General features: G+C 60.4%; 14 protein-coding genes. 11 read left to right on the top strand and 3 right to left on the bottom strand.

Translation table 11 applies throughout. The features are described from left to right. Window positions 1-26 precede the first annotated feature (26 nt). Window positions 27-704 carry a hypothetical protein gene (locus H1B37_RS26475; RefSeq protein ID WP_182870287.1) on the bottom strand — a complete coding sequence of 226 codons (678 nt, stop codon included), beginning with the start codon at window positions 702-704 and terminating at the stop codon, window positions 27-29. A 116-nt stretch (window positions 705-820) separates the two neighbouring features. Then, on the bottom strand, window positions 821-2,038 hold the full coding sequence (eboE, locus tag H1B37_RS26470) for a metabolite traffic protein EboE (protein WP_182870286.1): 1,218 nt from the start codon (window positions 2,036-2,038) through the stop codon (window positions 821-823). A 9-nt stretch (window positions 2,039-2,047) separates the two neighbouring features. Between eboE and H1B37_RS26465 the strand changes: the two genes are divergently transcribed. The 10 genes from H1B37_RS26465 (at window position 2,048) to H1B37_RS26420 (ending at window position 14,677) form a co-directional block, all read left to right on the top strand. Then, entirely contained in the window at window positions 2,048-2,665 is a 618-nt protein-coding gene (locus tag H1B37_RS26465) for a nucleoside deaminase (protein ID WP_286178212.1), read from the top strand. Between the two features lie 243 nt (window positions 2,666-2,908). Then, window positions 2,909-5,344, top strand: a complete 2,436-nt coding sequence (locus tag H1B37_RS26460; RefSeq protein WP_182870285.1) for a M1 family metallopeptidase — start codon at window positions 2,909-2,911, stop codon at window positions 5,342-5,344. Continuing rightward, window positions 5,341-5,877 (top strand): DUF6702 family protein, encoded by a 537-nt coding sequence (locus tag H1B37_RS26455; RefSeq protein WP_182870284.1) that lies wholly within the window; start codon window positions 5,341-5,343, stop codon window positions 5,875-5,877. Before H1B37_RS26460 ends, H1B37_RS26455 begins: the two co-directional genes overlap by 4 nt. 208 nt (window positions 5,878-6,085) lie before the next feature. Then, the gene (locus H1B37_RS26450; RefSeq protein ID WP_182870283.1) at window positions 6,086-7,360 is read left to right on the top strand and encodes a competence/damage-inducible protein A; all 1,275 of its coding nucleotides are present in this window, start codon (window positions 6,086-6,088) and stop codon (window positions 7,358-7,360) included. Then, window positions 7,357-8,130, top strand: a complete 774-nt coding sequence (locus tag H1B37_RS26445) for an RluA family pseudouridine synthase (protein ID WP_182870282.1) — start codon at window positions 7,357-7,359, stop codon at window positions 8,128-8,130. Before H1B37_RS26450 ends, H1B37_RS26445 begins: the two co-directional genes overlap by 4 nt. Further along, window positions 8,127-8,639: a putative molybdenum carrier protein gene (locus H1B37_RS26440; RefSeq protein ID WP_182870281.1), complete on the top strand. Its 513-nt coding sequence runs from the start codon at window positions 8,127-8,129 to the stop codon at window positions 8,637-8,639. Before H1B37_RS26445 ends, H1B37_RS26440 begins: the two co-directional genes overlap by 4 nt. 292 nt (window positions 8,640-8,931) lie before the next feature. After that, entirely contained in the window at window positions 8,932-11,118 is a 2,187-nt protein-coding gene (locus H1B37_RS26435; RefSeq protein WP_182870280.1) for a tetratricopeptide repeat protein, read from the top strand. An 8-nt stretch (window positions 11,119-11,126) separates the two neighbouring features. After that, window positions 11,127-12,278 (top strand): bifunctional diaminohydroxyphosphoribosylaminopyrimidine deaminase/5-amino-6-(5-phosphoribosylamino)uracil reductase RibD, encoded by a 1,152-nt coding sequence (ribD, locus tag H1B37_RS26430; protein WP_182870279.1) that lies wholly within the window; start codon window positions 11,127-11,129, stop codon window positions 12,276-12,278. A 194-nt stretch (window positions 12,279-12,472) separates the two neighbouring features. Continuing rightward, window positions 12,473-13,471: a hypothetical protein gene (locus H1B37_RS26425; RefSeq protein ID WP_182870278.1), complete on the top strand. Its 999-nt coding sequence runs from the start codon at window positions 12,473-12,475 to the stop codon at window positions 13,469-13,471. Between the two features lie 300 nt (window positions 13,472-13,771). Further along, complete coding sequence (locus tag H1B37_RS26420) at window positions 13,772-14,677, top strand: DUF1571 domain-containing protein (protein WP_182870277.1); 906 nt, start codon at window positions 13,772-13,774, stop codon at window positions 14,675-14,677. A 1-nt stretch (window position 14,678) separates the two neighbouring features. On the opposite strand, the gene H1B37_RS26415 is transcribed toward H1B37_RS26420, so the two are convergent. After that, entirely contained in the window at window positions 14,679-16,034 is a 1,356-nt protein-coding gene (locus tag H1B37_RS26415; protein WP_182870276.1) for a leucine-rich repeat domain-containing protein, read from the bottom strand. Between the two features lie 281 nt (window positions 16,035-16,315). On the opposite strand from H1B37_RS26415, the gene H1B37_RS26410 reads away from it, so the two are divergent. Further along, entirely contained in the window at window positions 16,316-17,725 is a 1,410-nt protein-coding gene (locus H1B37_RS26410; protein ID WP_182870275.1) for a Gfo/Idh/MocA family protein, read from the top strand. Window positions 17,726-17,925 lie beyond the last annotated feature (200 nt).

Raw genomic sequence — 17,925 nt, 5'->3', positions numbered from 1 at the left:
CGGCTGTTGCGATAGACGCGACCAACCTACTCAGGAGCATCAGCTGTTGACGGTTCGTCCACTTCCTCAACAGCCATCGGAGCCGACTGCTTCAGAACTTTGTACATCAGACACCACTCTTCGCTTTCTCGTTGGCGGATCTGAGACAATCCGAGAAACGGCATGCCATCTTTGAATTGCTGCATGTCGGGTCGCGGGTAAACCCAAAGTACGCCCCATGACACGATGCCAGCGACGAGACCAAGTGAACTTAAAAGCAAGTAATCTGATTCAGGCTCCCACGCGATGTTGTAAGTCAGCAGCCCAAGCGACAAAGCCACTAACGAAGGCGGTATGCTGACACGAAGATTGATCCAGACTTCTTTTTCGAGGATCCAGGTGTTGAGCTGCCGCGAGTGCTCCAAGACATAAAACTTGCAGAACGTAGCAGAATACCGTTCACTTCCGACCTTGCAAGCTGAAGACGGTTCGTAGCAGCAGGTGGCTACTCCGAAAAGTATTTCCTGGGCGCAAAATCCAATCGCATAAGCACCGGTCAAAAAAATCACAAATCGAGCAATCACACCAACCGTATCTTGGCTTGCCTCGATGTACGCGATCGGATGATGCCCGGCGAAAAAGCAGAATGCGGCGAGCCAAATGAAACCGGGTACCGCGTACGCAAAAAATTGACGGCCGCTCAAATAAAAGTCGGATGGCTTCATTTGCACTTCTCGCTCTATTGACCTGCTAGACTTTTGAACAATCTCCCCCGAAACGGGATCAACGCCCCCAACTATACTCAGCCACAGGAAATCGCACGGCACACCAATGAACAGATTTACACGAGCTGATCGGCCAGCCACTGCAGTTCGCTGGCGATGTCTTCGGCCAGGCCTCGGCTGCGCATCGATTCGGGCAACACGGTCCAAGCATACGTTTCGACTTCCAAGTGCCCGGTAAACTCCGCACCGATCTGATCATCGTCGAGCGTCTTTAAGCACTCCACCACCGCGTCGCGGCTGGTCGTCAAATGGCCGAACCGCTGCAAAAAGATCGGCACGTGGAAATGGATCACCCAGCGACGGAGCGTTTCCAAATCAGCCGGCGAGGTCTGCTGAAGCAACTGGGGCAAGTCCTCGGCCAATTGAAATCCGCCGTCCCGTGCGACTTGGCCGGTTTGGTGCAAGTAGCGGTCTTCGGCGAATTGCCCGAGCTGCTCAAGTGCCGCGATAACATCGCCGGCGGGAATCGATTCCCAATCCGCCACGATGGCGCTGCTGACCTGGACCTTGCCGATCGTGATCCCGGCATCGCGATACGCCGTCACGACCGAGCGTTGTGGTTCGTTCATCACGGCGCTGTGGCAGATGTCATGACAGACGGTGATGTAACGCCGGTGGATCGCCTCGGGCAACTGCGTGTCAAAGAACCGGACCAGGTCATCGACGGTGTCGATCACGCAACCGGGTTCCGGTTCGATCGCCACCACGATCCGCTTGCCGGTTGCTTGGAACAGCTGATTTAATGACGCCGCCAATTCACGCAAGTGTGTCCCCGCGGCAGCGACGTCATCGCGATCGGTCGGTTCGGTCGAAAACGGGTTGTCCGGCCACCCGATCGGCAGCGTGCTGATCGATCCGACGGTTTGGTCGTCGGGAAGCAACTTCGCCAGGATGGTCGCCAACCGCTGCGTGTACTCCAGCCGTTCGCGTTGGCCCCACGTCGGCAAGTACACGCGTTGCTTGACGTGATCGCCATGAAAATTGGCAAACGGAAACCCATTGATCGTGAACGCGTTGAGCCGATGTTCATTCAAAAATTCCGCGAACGCGTCCAGCTGGCCCCCGACCAGTTCGCGAGACGCCTGATCGGGAATCCACAATCCGACCCCGAGCGAATCCCAACCGTGCGTCTGGGAAAGTTGCTCGCCGACCGCGACGGCATACTTCAGCAGATTGTCGCGGATCGCCTGCAAATCGATTCCGGCATGGACATTCGTGCAATAACCGATCTGGCGTGATGCAGTGTCTTGTGGGTCTGAATCGTTGATGTTCAATGTGCTAACATGACGGAGGAAGAAACGGTCGTGCAACAAATGGTCGTGCAACAAATGGTCGTGCAACCATTGGTCCCGCCAGGGGCCGCGACCTGCACGGTGACCTTCACGGCGATCTTCACCAGGATAACGGCAACCCGCCACGGAATGAACGGTGCAACCCCCGACTCATTGATGCTCAGTCCAACCGACCAATTTCATTTGCGCAGGGCCTATGACGAAGCGGTGATCGGATTCGACGAAGGGGGGTGCCCGATCGGATCGCTGCTGGCCCGAGGCGACGTGGTCTTGGCCAGCGGACGGAACCGCCGCGTCCAGCAAGGCGACCCGATTGCTCACGGCGAAATGGATGCCCTGCGGCGAGCCGGACGCCAGACGACCTACCGCGACACCACCCTGTACACCTCGCTCAGCCCCTGCATGATGTGCAGCGGAACGATCGTCCAATTCGGTATCCCCCGGGTCGTGATCGGCGAGAACCAGAACTTCGGCGGCAACGAAGACTTCCTGCGCGAGCGTGGCGTCCAAGTCGTGATCGCCAATGACCCCGGTTGCATCGCGCTGATGGAGCGATTTATTCGCGAAAAACCCGAACTATGGGCGGAGGACATCGCACAACAGTTGTAGTGCCGACACGCCGCGACCGGTCGAACTAAGATTGTCCCGTCGTCACAGCCGTCCCCTGCACAAAAATTATCGCACCGGTTGTCTCCACCAACGAAACCCTCCCTGGCAGGGAGGGTCGAGCGCAGCGAGGGGAGGGTCGATGGGTGACGATTGGTGAAATCACCACTTCAATTGACACCTGCGCCCTCATTTGACCCTCGCCACATGCATCCCCCTGCTTTGTCCCACCTGTCAACTCGCTACATGGCATCACTGAACCCGGCGTCACTGGTCACCGCACTGCTGGCGATCGCATTGGTCATCGGGACCGATCCTGCCGGCGTCCATTCTGCCGGGGCCCAATCACCGGAATCGGCCAACCGCAAACATTCCGATCCGCATGATCCGTTCGCCCAGCTGGACCCTTGGTGGCCGACGCCGGGGGCGACGCGGATCGCCTCGGGTGCGCCGGGGCCGGCTTATTGGCAGCAACGCGCGGACTATGAAATCGACATCACGCTGGACGACGATCAACAGCAGCTCAAGGGCGTGGTCAAGATTCGCTATCACAATCAATCACCACACACACTGCCCTACCTCTGGATTCAACTGGACCAAAACCGATTCCGGCAGGGATCCGACGCCTTGGAGACCGTTACGGCGCCGTCACTGTCGCCGAAGATTTCGTTCGGTGCGATGAAATCCATCCTGGCCAGCCGTCAATTCGACGGCGGCTACCGGATCACCTCGGTGACCGATGCGGCCGGCGAGTCGTTGCCGCACACGGACATCGGCACGATGATGCGGATCGATCTGCCGACCGCGCTCGCACCGGGTGAAAAGACGGACGTTGCCATCGACTACTCCTACAACATCGTCGACGCAAAAGTCATTCGTGCCCGGGGCGGCAAGGAGTTCTTTGAAGACGACAAGAATTACATCTACGAGATCGCGCAGTGGTTTCCCCGTGTCGCGGCATACACCGATTTCGGCGCCTGGCAACACAAGTCGTTCCTGGGACGCGGCGAGTTCACGTTGGAATTGGGCAACTACCGAGTCCGCATCACCGCCCCCGCAGAGATGGTGGTCGCATCGACCGGTACGCTTGAGAACCCGGACGAAGTTCTGACCGAGCGTTGGAAACAACGGCTGACCGAAGCCGAGTCAGCCGAGAAGCCGGTGTTCATCATCACGCCGGAAGAAGCCGAAACGAACGAAAGCGTGCGAACGCAGCGGACAAAGACCTGGGAATTCGACGCCAAGAATGTCCGCGATTTCGCCTTTGCCGCCAGCCGCAAATTTATCTGGGACGCGTTGGGCGTCAAAGTCGGATCGCAAACCGTGATGGCGATGTCGTATTACCCCAACGAAGCCGAGCCGTTGTGGAGCAAGTATTCCACCGAGTCGATCGCGCACACGTTGGAGGTTTACGGCCGCTATGCGTTCGAGTACCCGTACCCGGTGGCGATCAGCGTCAACGGACCGGTCTACGGGATGGAATACCCGATGATCTGTTTCAACGGCCCTCGTCCCGAAGACGACGGGACGTACAGCAAAGAAACGAAATACGGATTGATCTCCGTCGTCATCCACGAGGTCGGTCACAACTTTTTTCCGATGATCGTCAACAGCGACGAACGGCAATGGACGTGGATGGACGAAGGGCTGAACACGTTCTTGCAATACCTGGCCGAACAGGAATGGGAAGAAGATTATCCGTCGCGACGCGGGGATCCGGAAAAGATCACCGGATACATGCGTGGCAACAACCAGCGGCCGATCATGACCGGCAGCGAAGAGATTCTGCAGTTCGGCAACAACGCCTATGGCAAACCCGCCACCGCGCTGAACATCTTGCGTGAAACGATCCTGGGACGTGACTCCTTCGACTTTGCCTTTCGTGAATACTCCCGGCGCTGGAAATTCAAACGCCCCACGCCCAGTGATTTTTTCCGCACCATGGAAGACGCCTCCGGGGTCGACCTGGATTGGTTCTGGCGGGGCTGGTTCTACAGCACCGATCACGTCGACATCGCCATCGATGGGATCCAGTTGTACAAGATCGATGCGGGAGATCCCGATGAAAAAGCCGAACGCACGCGGCAGGAACGGGACCGCAAAGAAGCGACCGTCACTGAGGACCGCAACCAGGACCTGCGACGGCGGATCGATTGGCAACCCGGGCTCAAGGATTTCTACAACAGCCCCCAGTACGACGAATTCAAAGTCGAAGAGGAGGACCGCAAGTCGTTCCAAAAGTTCTTGGATGGATTAAGCAGCGAGGAACGAGCGATCCTGCGCAGGACCACCAACTTTTACGTCGTCGATTTCCGCAACCTGGGCGGATTGGTGATGCCGATCTTGTTGCGCGTTCACTATGCCGACAACACCAGCGAAATGATGACGTTCCCGGCGCAGATCTGGCGTCACAACAGCAAACGCGTCAGCAAACTGATCGTCACCGACAAAGAAATCGTTCGCTTGGAACTGGACCCCAAACGCCAGACCGCCGACGTCGATGAAGGTAACAACCATTGGCCGGAGAAGATGGTGCCCAGCCGATTCAAGCTGTTCAAGGACGAAAAGAAAAAGAACCCGATGCAAAAAGCGGCGGCCAACGGGCAGGACGATACCGAACAAGCGTCGCCGGACAAAACGACGGACCAACCAACCGAACCGGGGCCGGAACAAGGGAAATGATTCAAACGCTGTCGATCGCCGCCGTTCTGTCTTCCGCACTCCTGATGCACCCGGTTCACGAGACGGTTTGCGAAGTCGAATGGAACGCGGAAACCAAACGCGTCGAAGTCGCGCTGCGAATCGATGTGCTGGATGAACAGTGGATGGCCCGATCGATCGGAGCCGAGCGCGACGATCAGTGGCGAGGCGACTACTTACGCTCGCGGGTGTTCTTTGACCCAATCACGGGCAAACCTGCTTCGGGCAAATCTGCCTCAGGCACATTCGACCGGCCCGATCTGGGCGGCCGTCCGATCAAGTGGTTGGGGCGTAAACCTGATGGCGGACACGCTTGGTGGTTCTTCGAAGTTCTGTGCGAAGACGGCGTGCCGCCGACGTCGATCCTGTCGCGGCTGCTGTTTGACCGCGACCGCAATTACCGGCACCACATCGTCGTGCTCGGCAAACCGGCGGGCGAGAACGGCAAACAGGTTTCGATCGTGCTGACCGAGCAGAAGCCAAAGGCGCGACTGAAGTTGGTTGCCGCAGAGTAGGTGGGGTTCGCGTGAGCCGAATCCGTAGCGGAAGCCGCCAAGGCTTTCGGTTCTGCAGGCGGCTTCGCCGTGGGGGGCGAAACTCTTGGCGAGTTCCGCGACCGCCCGATCGCGCGTCCCGGCACGAATTGCCCCACATACGTCTTGCATCAATAATCCTCTAGAATGCCGGCAATCAATGACATAAACGCCTTTCATGCTCTTCCCCATGCAATCCAAAACGCTGACCGCCGAAGTCGTCTCGATCGGCGACGAAATGACCAGCGGCGCTCGCTTGGACACCAACGCACAATGGATCAGCCGACGCCTCGGCGAACTGGGGGTCGAAGTCACGTTTCACAGCACGGTCGGCGACACGCTGCAGCACAACATCGACGTCTTTCGCATCGCCGCCGCTCGGGCCGACGTGGTGGTTTGCACGGGCGGGCTGGGGCCGACGCGTGACGATTTGACACGTCAGGCATTGGCCGCGGTCGTCGATCAACCGCTGGAACTGCGTCAATCGGCGCTGGACCATATCCAGGGTTTGTTCGCCCGGCGGAATCGTGAGATGCCAGCGAGGAATGAAATTCAAGCGATGTTCCCGGTGGGCAGCTTGGAGATCTTTAATCCCCAGGGCACCGCGCCCGGCGTCGACGTGGCGGTCTGCCGCGACGACGGCGCCACCAGCCGGATCTTTGCCTTGCCCGGCGTGCCGGCGGAAATGAAACGCATGTTCGACGAGACGGTCGCGGCGCGGATCCTGGAACTCAGCGGCGGCTCGCGCTCGCACATCGAACACGAAGTGATGAAGTTCTTCGGCGTCGGCGAAAGCGACATGGAGCAACGGTTGGGCGAGATGATTGACCGCGATCACGTGCCGAGGGTCGGCATCACGGTCAGCGCCGCGACGATCTCGCTGCGCATCAGTGCGATCGGACAATCGCCCCAGGAGTGTCGTCAGCAGATCGAATCGACACGTGCGGAGATCCTTGAGCGCGTCGGCGACCTGCACTTCGGCGACGGCGAGGAGTTTGAGCAATACCATGCGGTGGAGAGGGTGCTGACCGAGCGCGGCGAAAGCCTGGTCAGTGTGGAACTTGGACGATCGGCGGTGTTGGCCGACTGGTTCGCATCGCTGGGCCAGTCGTCGGCCTATCGCGGCGGATACTGCTTTGCCAACCTGGACGAACTGGCGGCGGTTTTGGAAGTGGAGTCCGCGGCGGCGCTGGAGACACTTCGACGACGTTCGCGGGCACAGTGGCTGGTCGGTGTCGACGCGTATCCTCCGCTGGATAGCTCCGCCGATTCTCCGCTGCCGGCGGCGGAGGTCACGTTGATCGCGATCGGTCCGACCGGCCAGGTGTTTTCGACGACCAGTCGGCTGGGCGGCCATCCGTCGATCATCTACCAGCGGATCGGCAAAGCGGCCCTGGCATGGCTGCGGCACACCCTTGCCGAACATCCCTCGCCACCGCCAGCGAGTCGCACGGCCGAGTCATGAACGTCCTGTATGAAGACAATCATTTGCTGGTCGTCGACAAGCCGGCCGGGATGCCGACGATGGGGGCCCAGTCGGGGATCCAAACCGCCCACGGCTGGGCGTCGGACTACCTGAAACGACGCTATCAAAAACCGGGCAACGTGTTCGTCGGTGTGGTCAGCCGGCTCGACAAACTGACCACCGGCGTGCTGGTGTTGGCCCGCACCAGCAAAGCGGCCTCGCGGCTGACGATCCAATTCGGCGGCCCCGGCAAAAGCAAGAAAGTGTCTACCCGGGCCGAAAAAATCTACCTCGCGATGGTCGCCGGGGATTTGGAAAACGATTCCGGGCTGCCCCCCTCGGGCACGCTGATCGATGCGGTGTTCAAAGACGACGCGGCGCATCGCATGCGGGTCGACCGTCGCGGCCGATCTGACTCCCAAGAAGCGCGACTGAATTACTGCGTGATCGACCGCTCGGAATCACGGACGCTGGTGGCGGTCCGCTTGTTGACCGGCCGCAAGCATCAAATCCGAGTGCAATTCGCCGATCGCGGCCACCCGATTCTGGGCGACTCCAAGTACGGCTCACGCGTCGATTTTCCGCGTGGGGTTGCCCTGCACAGCTGGCAACTTTTAATAGAGCATCCGACCCGTTCGGAGATGCAATGGTTTCGTGCACCGGTCCCAAGCATCTGGCGGAAAGCTCCGTATTCGGTCCCCGCTGAAGCGTTGATCCGGTCGATTCTGGACGCGACGGCTGACTGGTACAACGGTGAGGGAAACGAGTGACCAAACGATCGTCCAACCCTGCTGATCAGCAGCCGTTTCTACCCCGTCGCATCGTCTCGGGCGGGCAGACGGGGGTCGATCGTGCCGGGTTGGAACTGGCGATCGCTCATCAGATCCAGCACGGCGGCTGGTGTCCCAAGGGACGACTTTCCGAAGACGGCTCGATCCCCAGCCGTTACGAGTTGGTCGAAATGGACACGGCCGAGTACCCGCCCCGGACGGAGCAAAACGTGATCGACAGTGACGCGACGTTGATCCTGTACGAACAACGGCTCAAAGGCGGCACGTTGTTGACGCGTCGTTACGCGGCGCGGTGGAACAAACCCTACCTGGCGGTCGCCATGGACTCCACGTCGCCCGGCGTGGTGCGACAGTGGTTGGATCAGCTGCGACCGGAAACCTTGAACATCGCCGGGCCGAGGGAGAGCAGTTTTCCGGGAATCGGCGACCGCGCCCTGGCGTTCTTGCTGGAGGCATTCGCCGACCGCTCCACGGAGGTGTCGCGCTAGATCGGCGTTGGGGCACGAAAACACAACGGGCATTTGCGGGCGCGCGAGTGTTCGGGGCTCAGCTTAATCTTCCTCCCTCTCCACTCAGCCACCGTGTCCGGTCAAGTCGGTGTGGATCAGGGGAGAAGTCGCGCAGCTCGGGCGGACTGCGAGGGACCGAGCCGGGCTGCGTAGACCAGGGGGACGCGTGAAAATCCGCCATCGCCTCGTCCAGCGGGGCTTTGGTCAGACGCACCGATCGTGGTAACATCCTCCCCTTCGCCCCCGTACCCCTTCGATCCCGGCCGGTTTTATGTCTGTCGATCTGTACGCCACCTGCCCCTGCGGCAATGGCAAAAAAATCAAGTTCTGCAAGTGCAAGGACTCCGTCGGCCAGATGGACCAAGTGCTCAAGATGATCGAGGGCGGCCAAATCGTCCCCGGCATGGATCGGTTGAAATCGATTCTGGACGAGCACCCCGACGCGGCCTGGGCGCTGGCGATCCGCGGTCGATTGCTGCTGGATCTGCGCGAATACGAATCGCTGAACGAGAACGCCGAACGTTTCATCCGCCTCCAGCCCTCCAATCCGCTCGCGCTGACGCAGCGGGCGGCGGCCCAGGTGTTCCGCCAGGACGTCCAGGGCGCGACCGATTCGCTGTTGGAAGCCCTCAACGAAAGCGGACAAGAAATCGATGCGTTCCTGATGGACGTGGCCCTGATCGTCGCGATGGGACTGGCCCAAAGTGGTGTGATCCTGTCGGCCCGCGTCTATGCCCTGTTGGCCATCAGTTCGCAGGGCTATGACAACGACCAAGCCAACGCGTTTCTGGCTGAACTGGACACCTCGGCCGGCGTCAATCATCTGCTGAAAAGTCTGCCGGCATTGATCCAGCGTGCCCCCGATGCGGATTGGGGCGAGCGTTATGACGAAGCGGTCGCCTTGTTGCACAACAACCGAGTGCTTTTGGCCCAGGACAAATTCGAATCGCTGCGCCGAACCGCCCCCGGGCAGCCGGCCATCCTGTCGGGCTTGTTCCACTGTGCGGTCTGGCGTGGGGACCTGGAACGCCAGAGCGACATCGCCACCCAGATCTCGCAAGTCGAGTCGTTGGATACGCTGACGCGACAGCGCTACCGTGCGATCAGCTGCCTGCTGTCCCCGATCGGAACCCTGTCGGTCAATGCCCAATCGATCCATGTCGAATTTGACGACGTCGAGCAAGCCGAGATGGCGTTGATCGCGAGTGACCGCACCGAGCAATTGACCGCCCAGCGGCTTTCCCAGATCCAAGTTCCCGAAGGTGAAGTCCGACCGCGGAGCGCGTTTTTCGTTTCCGATCGCCCGCTGGAATCCAACGACGAAGACGTGCCGGCGGCGGATTGCCCGACCTCGATCGCACTGGCCGCCGTCTACGGGCGACAGACCGATCGCAGCGCCCAGGTGATCGTCCATCAGGTAACCGAAGATCGCGGCGAAGCGGTCAAGGGAATCCTGCTGGCGGCGATCCCCGACGGCAAAGTGGTCATGGACGAACCCCACCCGATCCCGCTGTTTTTTGCACTCGACGACCGTCCGATCCGTCAGGCTCAACCCAAATCGATGGCGGAATTTGCGCGTTTCAATCGCGAGTTCGCCGCCAGCCACGATGGCAAACGGGCGTGCGAGTTGCCCTTGCCGATGCTGGGCGGCAAGTCGCTGGCCGAAGTCGCCGATGACGACACGCTGGACTTTGAACGGGCGGTCGTCGTCCGCGTGCTCGAAGGCCGCGAACGGATGGTCAGCCTGCCCGGCGCCCTGGCGGACCTTTACCGAATCGCCAAAGTCGATCCGTTGCCGGAATTGCAACCGACCGACGAAACCTTGGAGGACTTGGAGGCCAGCGATTTCTTCCGCGTCAATCCCGACCAACTCTCCGCCATGCCGCTGTATGTGCTGGCCAGCAATGCACGCGCCACCGGCGGCATGACCGCCTGCAACCGATTCGCGGCCAAATTGGTCGAAAAGGCGGCTGCGGGAGGCGACGAAAATGAAGCCCGCATGGCGATGGAAGGCTACCTCTTGCAAATGATGTCGACGCAAGAACCCAGTGAATCGATCGCGATCGGCGACAAGGGGATCGAATTCGCCAAGGCACATCAGTTGCCCTTCGCGTCGATCTTGCTCGCCCGACTGGAGCTTTGTTTGACACTGTCCGACCAAGACGGATTTCGTCAAACGATCATGGACATCGAAAAAAATTACGGCAACGACCCGGCAGTCATGGCCCGCGTGCAACAGCTGTTGATGCAACTGGGGATCATCCGCCCCGACGGTTCGCTGCGGGAAGCCCCCGGCACAGCCGCCCCCGGCACAGCGGCTGCCGCACCGACCGAATTCACTCCCGCCGCACCACCGGAAGAACGTTCCGGCGGAGTGTGGACCCCCGATTCGCCCGAGCCCCCCAAGCCGGCCGCCGGCGGTGAAGGCAGCAAGCTGTGGGTCCCGGGAATGGATTGAACGGCCGGATGACGCCGCCCCATCAAGACGACGATGAACGCTGGATGCGGCTTGCCCTGGAATTGGCCGCCCAAGGGCAAGGCCGCGTCGAACCCAACCCGATGGTCGGCTGTGTCTTAGTCAAAGACGACACCTGCATCGGCCGCGGTTACCATCAATCCTTTGGCGGGCCGCACGCGGAAGTCAACGCCCTCCGATCGCTGGACGGCTCCTCCGACGCCGCCGGTGCGACGGCCTACGTCACCCTGGAACCCTGTTGCCATCACGGCAAAACGCCTCCCTGCAGCGAAGCCCTGATTCAATCCGGCGTGGCCCGCGTCGTCGTCGCCATGCGCGACCCCTTTCCCAAAGTCGATGGCGGCGGGATCCGGCAACTGCGCGCTGCGGGGATCGATGTTACCTTAGACGTCCTGAAGGAAGACGCCGAGACGCTGTTGGCACCGTATCTGAAACGCGTGCAAACCGGGATCCCCTGGGTGATCGCCAAATGGGCGATGACCGCCGACGGCCGCATCGCCACGGTGTCACGGCAAAGCCAGTGGATCTCGGGGCCCGAATCAAGACGCCGGGTGCATCGCTTGCGCGGTCGCGTCGACGCCATCGTTGCCGGCATGGGAACCGTCCAGGCCGACGATCCGATGCTCAACGCGCGGCCCACCGCCGACGATGGAACCGACGTGACACCACCGCGGATCGCCAAACGCGTCGTGCTGTGTCGCAGACGCTTGCCATCGCGCCAGTCCAAGTTGATCCAGACGGGCACGGTCATCCCGACGTGGTTGATTGCATCGCCGCGGGTCGATCGGGCGGAACTCGCGGCACTGCGACAACTCGGTGCAGTGGTGTTTGAATTGGATTGCGATGAATCCCAGGCGATGGTTCGCCAAATGCTTGCACTGCTGGGCGATCAGGGCATGACCAACGTGATGATCGAAGGCGGAGCGGAGTTACTGGGCGGGTTCTGGGACCCACCGAGTGGCGATTGCCTGGTCGATGAATTCCACGTCTACATCGGCGCAAAACTGTTCGGCGGCGTTTCGGCGCCGGGCCCCATTGCCGGAGAGGGGCTTGGCCCCATCGAGCTGGCAACCAAGCTGACACTCCATCGCGTCGACCGTTTCGCCAACGATGTGCGTTTGGTTTATCGGCGCGTGGAATAGGCTTCCAGTCTGCCCCCAACTGCCATCAACAGGTGTTAAACACGCCAATCGAAGAAGATTGCATGAACTGGCCTTCCGAGCTTGCCGATATTCCATTATCGAGCACTTAACAGAGATCGAAAAACGTTTCCTTTCGATCTTCCGTACGTGCAGATCTTCACGTGATCAGTCGCGTGAAAAGGATCGGTGAAGCGATGAGGTACCCTTACCTGATTGCATTGGCCATGATGATGGCGATGCCGACCGTGTCGACTCCTGCAGACGAGCCGACCGCCGATCAACGTCTCAAGGCGGCAGGCAGACCGCCACAGTGTTCCAAGAAGCGGGCCGCACGGCGTCAGGTCGCCGGCGTCTTTTCCGAATCCGGACTGGCTCGATTCCGTCTTCGTTCCGGCCGTCTCGTTGTCGACCCGATGCGTTATCGCAAGGGATCGCAGGAACACTCCGCCGACGGATTCCACGAATCGATCACGGTGTCATCGTCCTCCGGCGTGCCTTCGGTTTACTACCGGTATGCGGACGACTATCAACGCGTCCAACTGGTTGCCGAGCACGGAAAAAGTCTGCGGATGGAATCGACGATCATCGCCACCGGCGAACAAGCCGTGTTGGACCAACGGGCAACCGGGGCGATCGAGTGGAACGTCCGTCGCAATCCCAACGGTGAAAGCGAACTGGATCGTCGCGTCAGCGGTCCGACATTGTTGCACATCGTGGGTCAGGACGAACCCGGATTCCAGATCCATCTGGACATGTTGATTTCGCGCATGCTGCTCGGTCGCAGTGTGATCGAACTGGCACATCGAACCGAAACGTTCCTCCAGCAGAATGCGTCTCGGCTGGCGATCGTTTCGGCCGCCGAGGTGAACGCGTTGATCGACCAATTGCAGGCGGGAAAGAGTTCCCAGCGGCGGGCGGCAACGACCGCGCTGGCCGGAATCGGGACCAGCGCGATTCCCTACCTCTGCACGGCACTTGAGCGGGGGGACCTGGATGTCGAACAGAGGGCAAGAATTCGGATGCTAATCTCTCGCTGCCCGCGAATCGACGAAGACACCCCGTCCTCGCTGGCCTGCCTGCTGTCGACCGATCGCCAGCATTGGCAGATCATGGCCAAGAAGATGAACCGGGACCAGTGGATCGCCGCCAACGACCATGTCCGCCGCTGCGGGCTGGACGCGTTGACGCGATAACGCCATTCCAGGGTCGCCGATGCCACAGCGCTCCGGCAACGGGCCGGAGTCCCCCGTCATTTTGGGCCTTGGTATTTTGGGCCTTGGTATTTTGGGCCTTGGTGCCGGCACGGCATTGGCGTTACAGTGATTGCCACCACCCCCTCGGATTCGCAAAGAGTGGTCAGCGTTGCTGCGACGTCGCTACGCTCGCCAGAGCGTGGTGGCACTGTGACGTAGTGAGACCACCTTCTGGCGAAGGCAGCTATATTTCCGCGGCGATCAAGCACGCGTTCATCCAATCACTTTCGATCGAAAACTATGGCACCCTCTAAATCTCGGCGCGGCTGGGTCCTTGTCGTCCCGGCGCTCCTTGTCGGCTCGGTGGCACTCGCATCGGTGATGCGCAACAAAAACGATGTCCGCCAAGATCTGGCGCCGACCATCATGGAAGAGTTGCCGGCCGATGCCGCCGAAGCGACTCCGCGGACGCGGCAATCGTCGATCGCGGAGGTGTTGCAACTGGCCGACCAGGCGCTGGCGTCGATGGATGACTCGTTGCAGGATTACACGGCGCGGTTCATCAAACAGGACCGCAGTGAATCGGGCGCGTTGAACGAGCGCAGCGAAATGGATGTCAAAATCCAAACCCGTCACCGCAACGAAACCAACGACGCGCCGATACGGATTTACTTGAAATTCCACGCCCCCGAAGCCACCGCGGGCCGCGAGGTGATCTGGGGCAAGGATCTGTACGACGGCAAGATGGCCGTGCACGAAGTCACCGTGTTGCTCAACTGGAAAACCCTGTGGCTGGATCCCACCGGGATGCTCGCCATGGCCGGCCAACGCTACCCGATCTATGAAATCGGCATCACCGGCCTGGTCGAAAAACTGATCGAGCGTGGCAAGAAAGACTTGAACAATCCCGACGTCACGGTGACGATCACCCGCGATTACGAATTCGACGGACGCAACTGCGAATTGATCAAAGCCACTCGCAGTCAACCCGGCGGCGGCGAAGACGATTTTTCGTTGGCCGAGATCGTGTACGACCCCGAGCGGTTGTTGATCACCAGCTACCGTAGCTTCGGTTGGCCCGATCCCGATTCCCCCGACGGCCAGTTGCCCTTGGTCGAGTCCTATGAGTACCGGGATCTTCAAACCAACGTCGGACTGACCGACCAGGACTTTGACGTCACCAACGAAACCTACACCTTCCCGTAGCTTAGTACTCGATGATTTGCAGCGACTCGTCGGCTTCTTCGAGCGCATCGAGTGCGTCGTAGCCGATTTGGGTATTGGCCACGTTGATCGTTTTCAGATTCGGCAACTCAGCCAGCTTGGCGAACCCTTCGTCGGTCATCTGTTGGACGCCGGCCAGGTTCAGATCCTTCAGCTTTTTGAACTTCAAGATCGTGTCGACGGCCGCATCGCTCAGGTCGGTCGCTTTCAGGTCCAGCGTCTCCAGTTGGACCAAGCCGTCCAGGGCGGCGAAGGCTTCGTCGTTGAGTTTCGTTTCCCAAAACCCCAGGTAGGTCAGCCCGGTGGCCGCACCGAGCTGTTTGATGCCGTCGGGCGTGATCAACCGGCACTCACCGAGGTCCAGGTACGTCAGCTTGGGATACTTCGCGATGATCCCCAGCCCCTCGTCATCGATCGAGGTGTCCCGGAGTTCCAAGCGTCCCATTTCTTTCGCGTCGGCGATTTGCCGAATGCCTTCGCCGGTCACGTCGCAGCCGCGGATCCGCAGCCGCCGCAGCTTTTTCAGCCCCGCCAGCGATGCCATGCCTTCGTCGTTGATCTTGGTGTAATCCAGTTGGATCTGCTCAAGCGTCGGGATCTTGGCGAACACGTGCAAGGTTTCATTGGTCAACGACGTGCAGTAGTTCGCGTTAAAGGATTTCAGTGGCAGTCCGGCGAGTTCTTTGACGCCGGTGTCGGTCACCTTTGATTTTTCCAGCTGCACGTCCTGCAGCGATTTCAACTTGGCCAGGGCGTTCATGCCGGCGTCGCTGATGTTGGTGTTTCGCAGATCGATCATCCGCAGTTTTTGCAGCGGCGCCAGCTTTTGCAGGCCTTCGTCCGAGACGCCGACGCGACGCAGAGAAAGCACCTGCAGCCGGGGCAGTTTCGCAACCACATCCAGCGAGTCATCGGTGATCGCCGAATCGGTGAAATCCAACCGCTCCAGCCGCTGCATTTCGGCCAGCACGTCCAAGCCTTTGTCGGTGATGCCGGGGCCGCTGAAGCGAGCCGTTTTGACGTGCGGCAATCCGGCCAGGTTGGCGAAGGTGTCGCTGACATCGGAATCGCTGGCCACCGAAACGGACACGACTTGTCCGTCGCTATTGGTCTCCATCAGGTAACCGGCCGCTTCCAGCTCGGCAACGGCCTGGGGATCGTCCTTTTCCACCACGGGTTTTTCGGCGCTTTCGGCAGCCGCCGCGTCCTGTTCTGCCGCTGCTTGAGCAGTGTCCGATTCTTGGGGCGGCATCTTGTCGGGGGCACATCCGACGAGCGTCAGGCCTACTGCGGCAAGGCCGAGCGAGTGGGTCAATCGGAAGGGGAGGCAGCGTTTCATTGCGATCAAGGGATTTGGTTGGGGGGGCGAGCGGGGCAAAGTGAATGTTCCGTCGTGGACGCTCCAATGTGACAAATCGGGCGTCGATTGACAACGAACTCTGCGGGGGGAACGTTGTTTATTAGCGGGCTTCGGGTTATCCTTGCGGGGCTGTTACGTCTTACTAACTGCGCATTCGGCAGCGTTGGCAGGCAAGGACGGCTCCCACCCCACCCCCACCTTCAGCGCCGCTCGCTTTGACGCCTTGCAACCAAGTCATTTCCAACTCAAGGAATTTTTGCATGACCAAACGGACCAATCGCCGTGATTTCCTCGGCCGTACCGCCGCCGCCGGCGCGGTAGGAGTCGGCTACTGGACGGGAACCTCGCCTGTTCTGAAAGCTCAAGAATCAGCCCTCCAGGGGCTTAGTGCGGCGTGCATCGGTGTCGGCGGGAAAGGTGGCAGCGACACCAGCCACATCGCCGAAAACGGCGTCAACATCGCCGCCCTGTGCGACATCGACGGCGACACCGTCAACAAGAAGGCGCGTGAGTTTCCCGATGCGGAAAAGTTCAGCGACTTTCGTGAAATGCTGGACAAGGTCGGCGACAAGATCGATATCGTGACCGTCAGCACGCCCGACCACACCCACGCCGCGGCGGCCGTCCGGGCGATGCGGATGAAGAAGCACGTCTATTGCCAAAAACCGCTGACCTGGTCGATCGGCGAAGCCCGTCTGATGCGCGAAACCGCCGAGCAGATGGGCGTGGTCACGCAAATGGGCAACCAAGGCACCAGCGAAGACGGACTGCGGACGGCCGTCGAAGTGATCCAAAGCGGCGCGATCGGCGATGTCAGCGAAGTCCACGTGTGGTCCAACCGTCCGGTTTGGCCGCAAGGCCAGGGACGCCCTGAAGGCGAAGACCCGATCCCGGAAAACCTGAACTGGGACGCCTGGATCGGCCCGGCGCCGATGCGTCCGTTCAAAAAGGGCGTCTACCACTCCTTTAACTGGCGCGGCTGGGTCGATTTCGGAACCGGCGCCCTGGGAGACATGGCCTGTCACACCACCAACATGCCCGTCATGGCGCTGAAATTGTGGGACCCCGTCGCCGTCACCGCGGTCAAAAACCCCGGGATCTTCGAAGGCGAAACCTATCCGGCCAGTAGCGCGTTGTTGTTCGAATTCCCCGAACGCGAAGGTCTGCCGGCCTGCCAATTCTATTGGTATGACGGCGGCGAATTGCCCCGCGAAGATCTGATCAACAAGCTTCCCAAACGCTTCCAAGAACGCATCGCCAAGCAACGCGAAGGCGGTCGCAAGACCAGCGGCGCGTTGGTCGTCGGCAGCAAAGGCATGGTGTTCTCGGCAAACGACTATGGTGCCCAGTTCGACATCCTGCCCGAAGACGATTTCGCGGACTACAAGTACCCCGACCCATGGTTGCCGCGGATCCCGTTCAAGGCCGGTAACGACCAACGCCAGAAATGGGAGTTCGTCAGCACCATCAAGGGTGAATACGAACCCGGCACGATGTCCAACTTCGGCTACGCCGGACGCCTGACCGAAACGATCCTGGTCGGCAACCTGGCCCTGCGAGCCGGCGAAGGCAAGCGGATCGAGTGGGATGCGAAGAACCTGAAGAGCACCAACGTGCCCGAGGTCAACCAGTTCGTCGCACGCGAATACCGCAGCGGCTGGGAACTGTAGCCGCCTCGGCGCTAGACGCATCGAGTGAGGACAACACCCTCCCTGGAAGGGAGGGTGCGGTTTTTAACCTCTGAAGTTACAGGAGTTGACGCCTTCACCCTCCCCCTGGGAGGGTCGCGGAGGAGTGTGCGACGACGCGGGGAGGGTTCGTTGTGGCGCAGAAGAACTCAACCACCACGAATCAACCCTCCCCTCGCTAC

It is taken from the genome of Stieleria mannarensis, from assembly GCF_014154935.1.
Lineage (GTDB): Bacteria > Planctomycetota > Planctomycetia > Pirellulales > Pirellulaceae > Stieleria > Stieleria mannarensis.
Note: the sequence above shows the minus strand (reverse complement) of the source record. Positions and strands in the feature narration are given on the sequence as shown.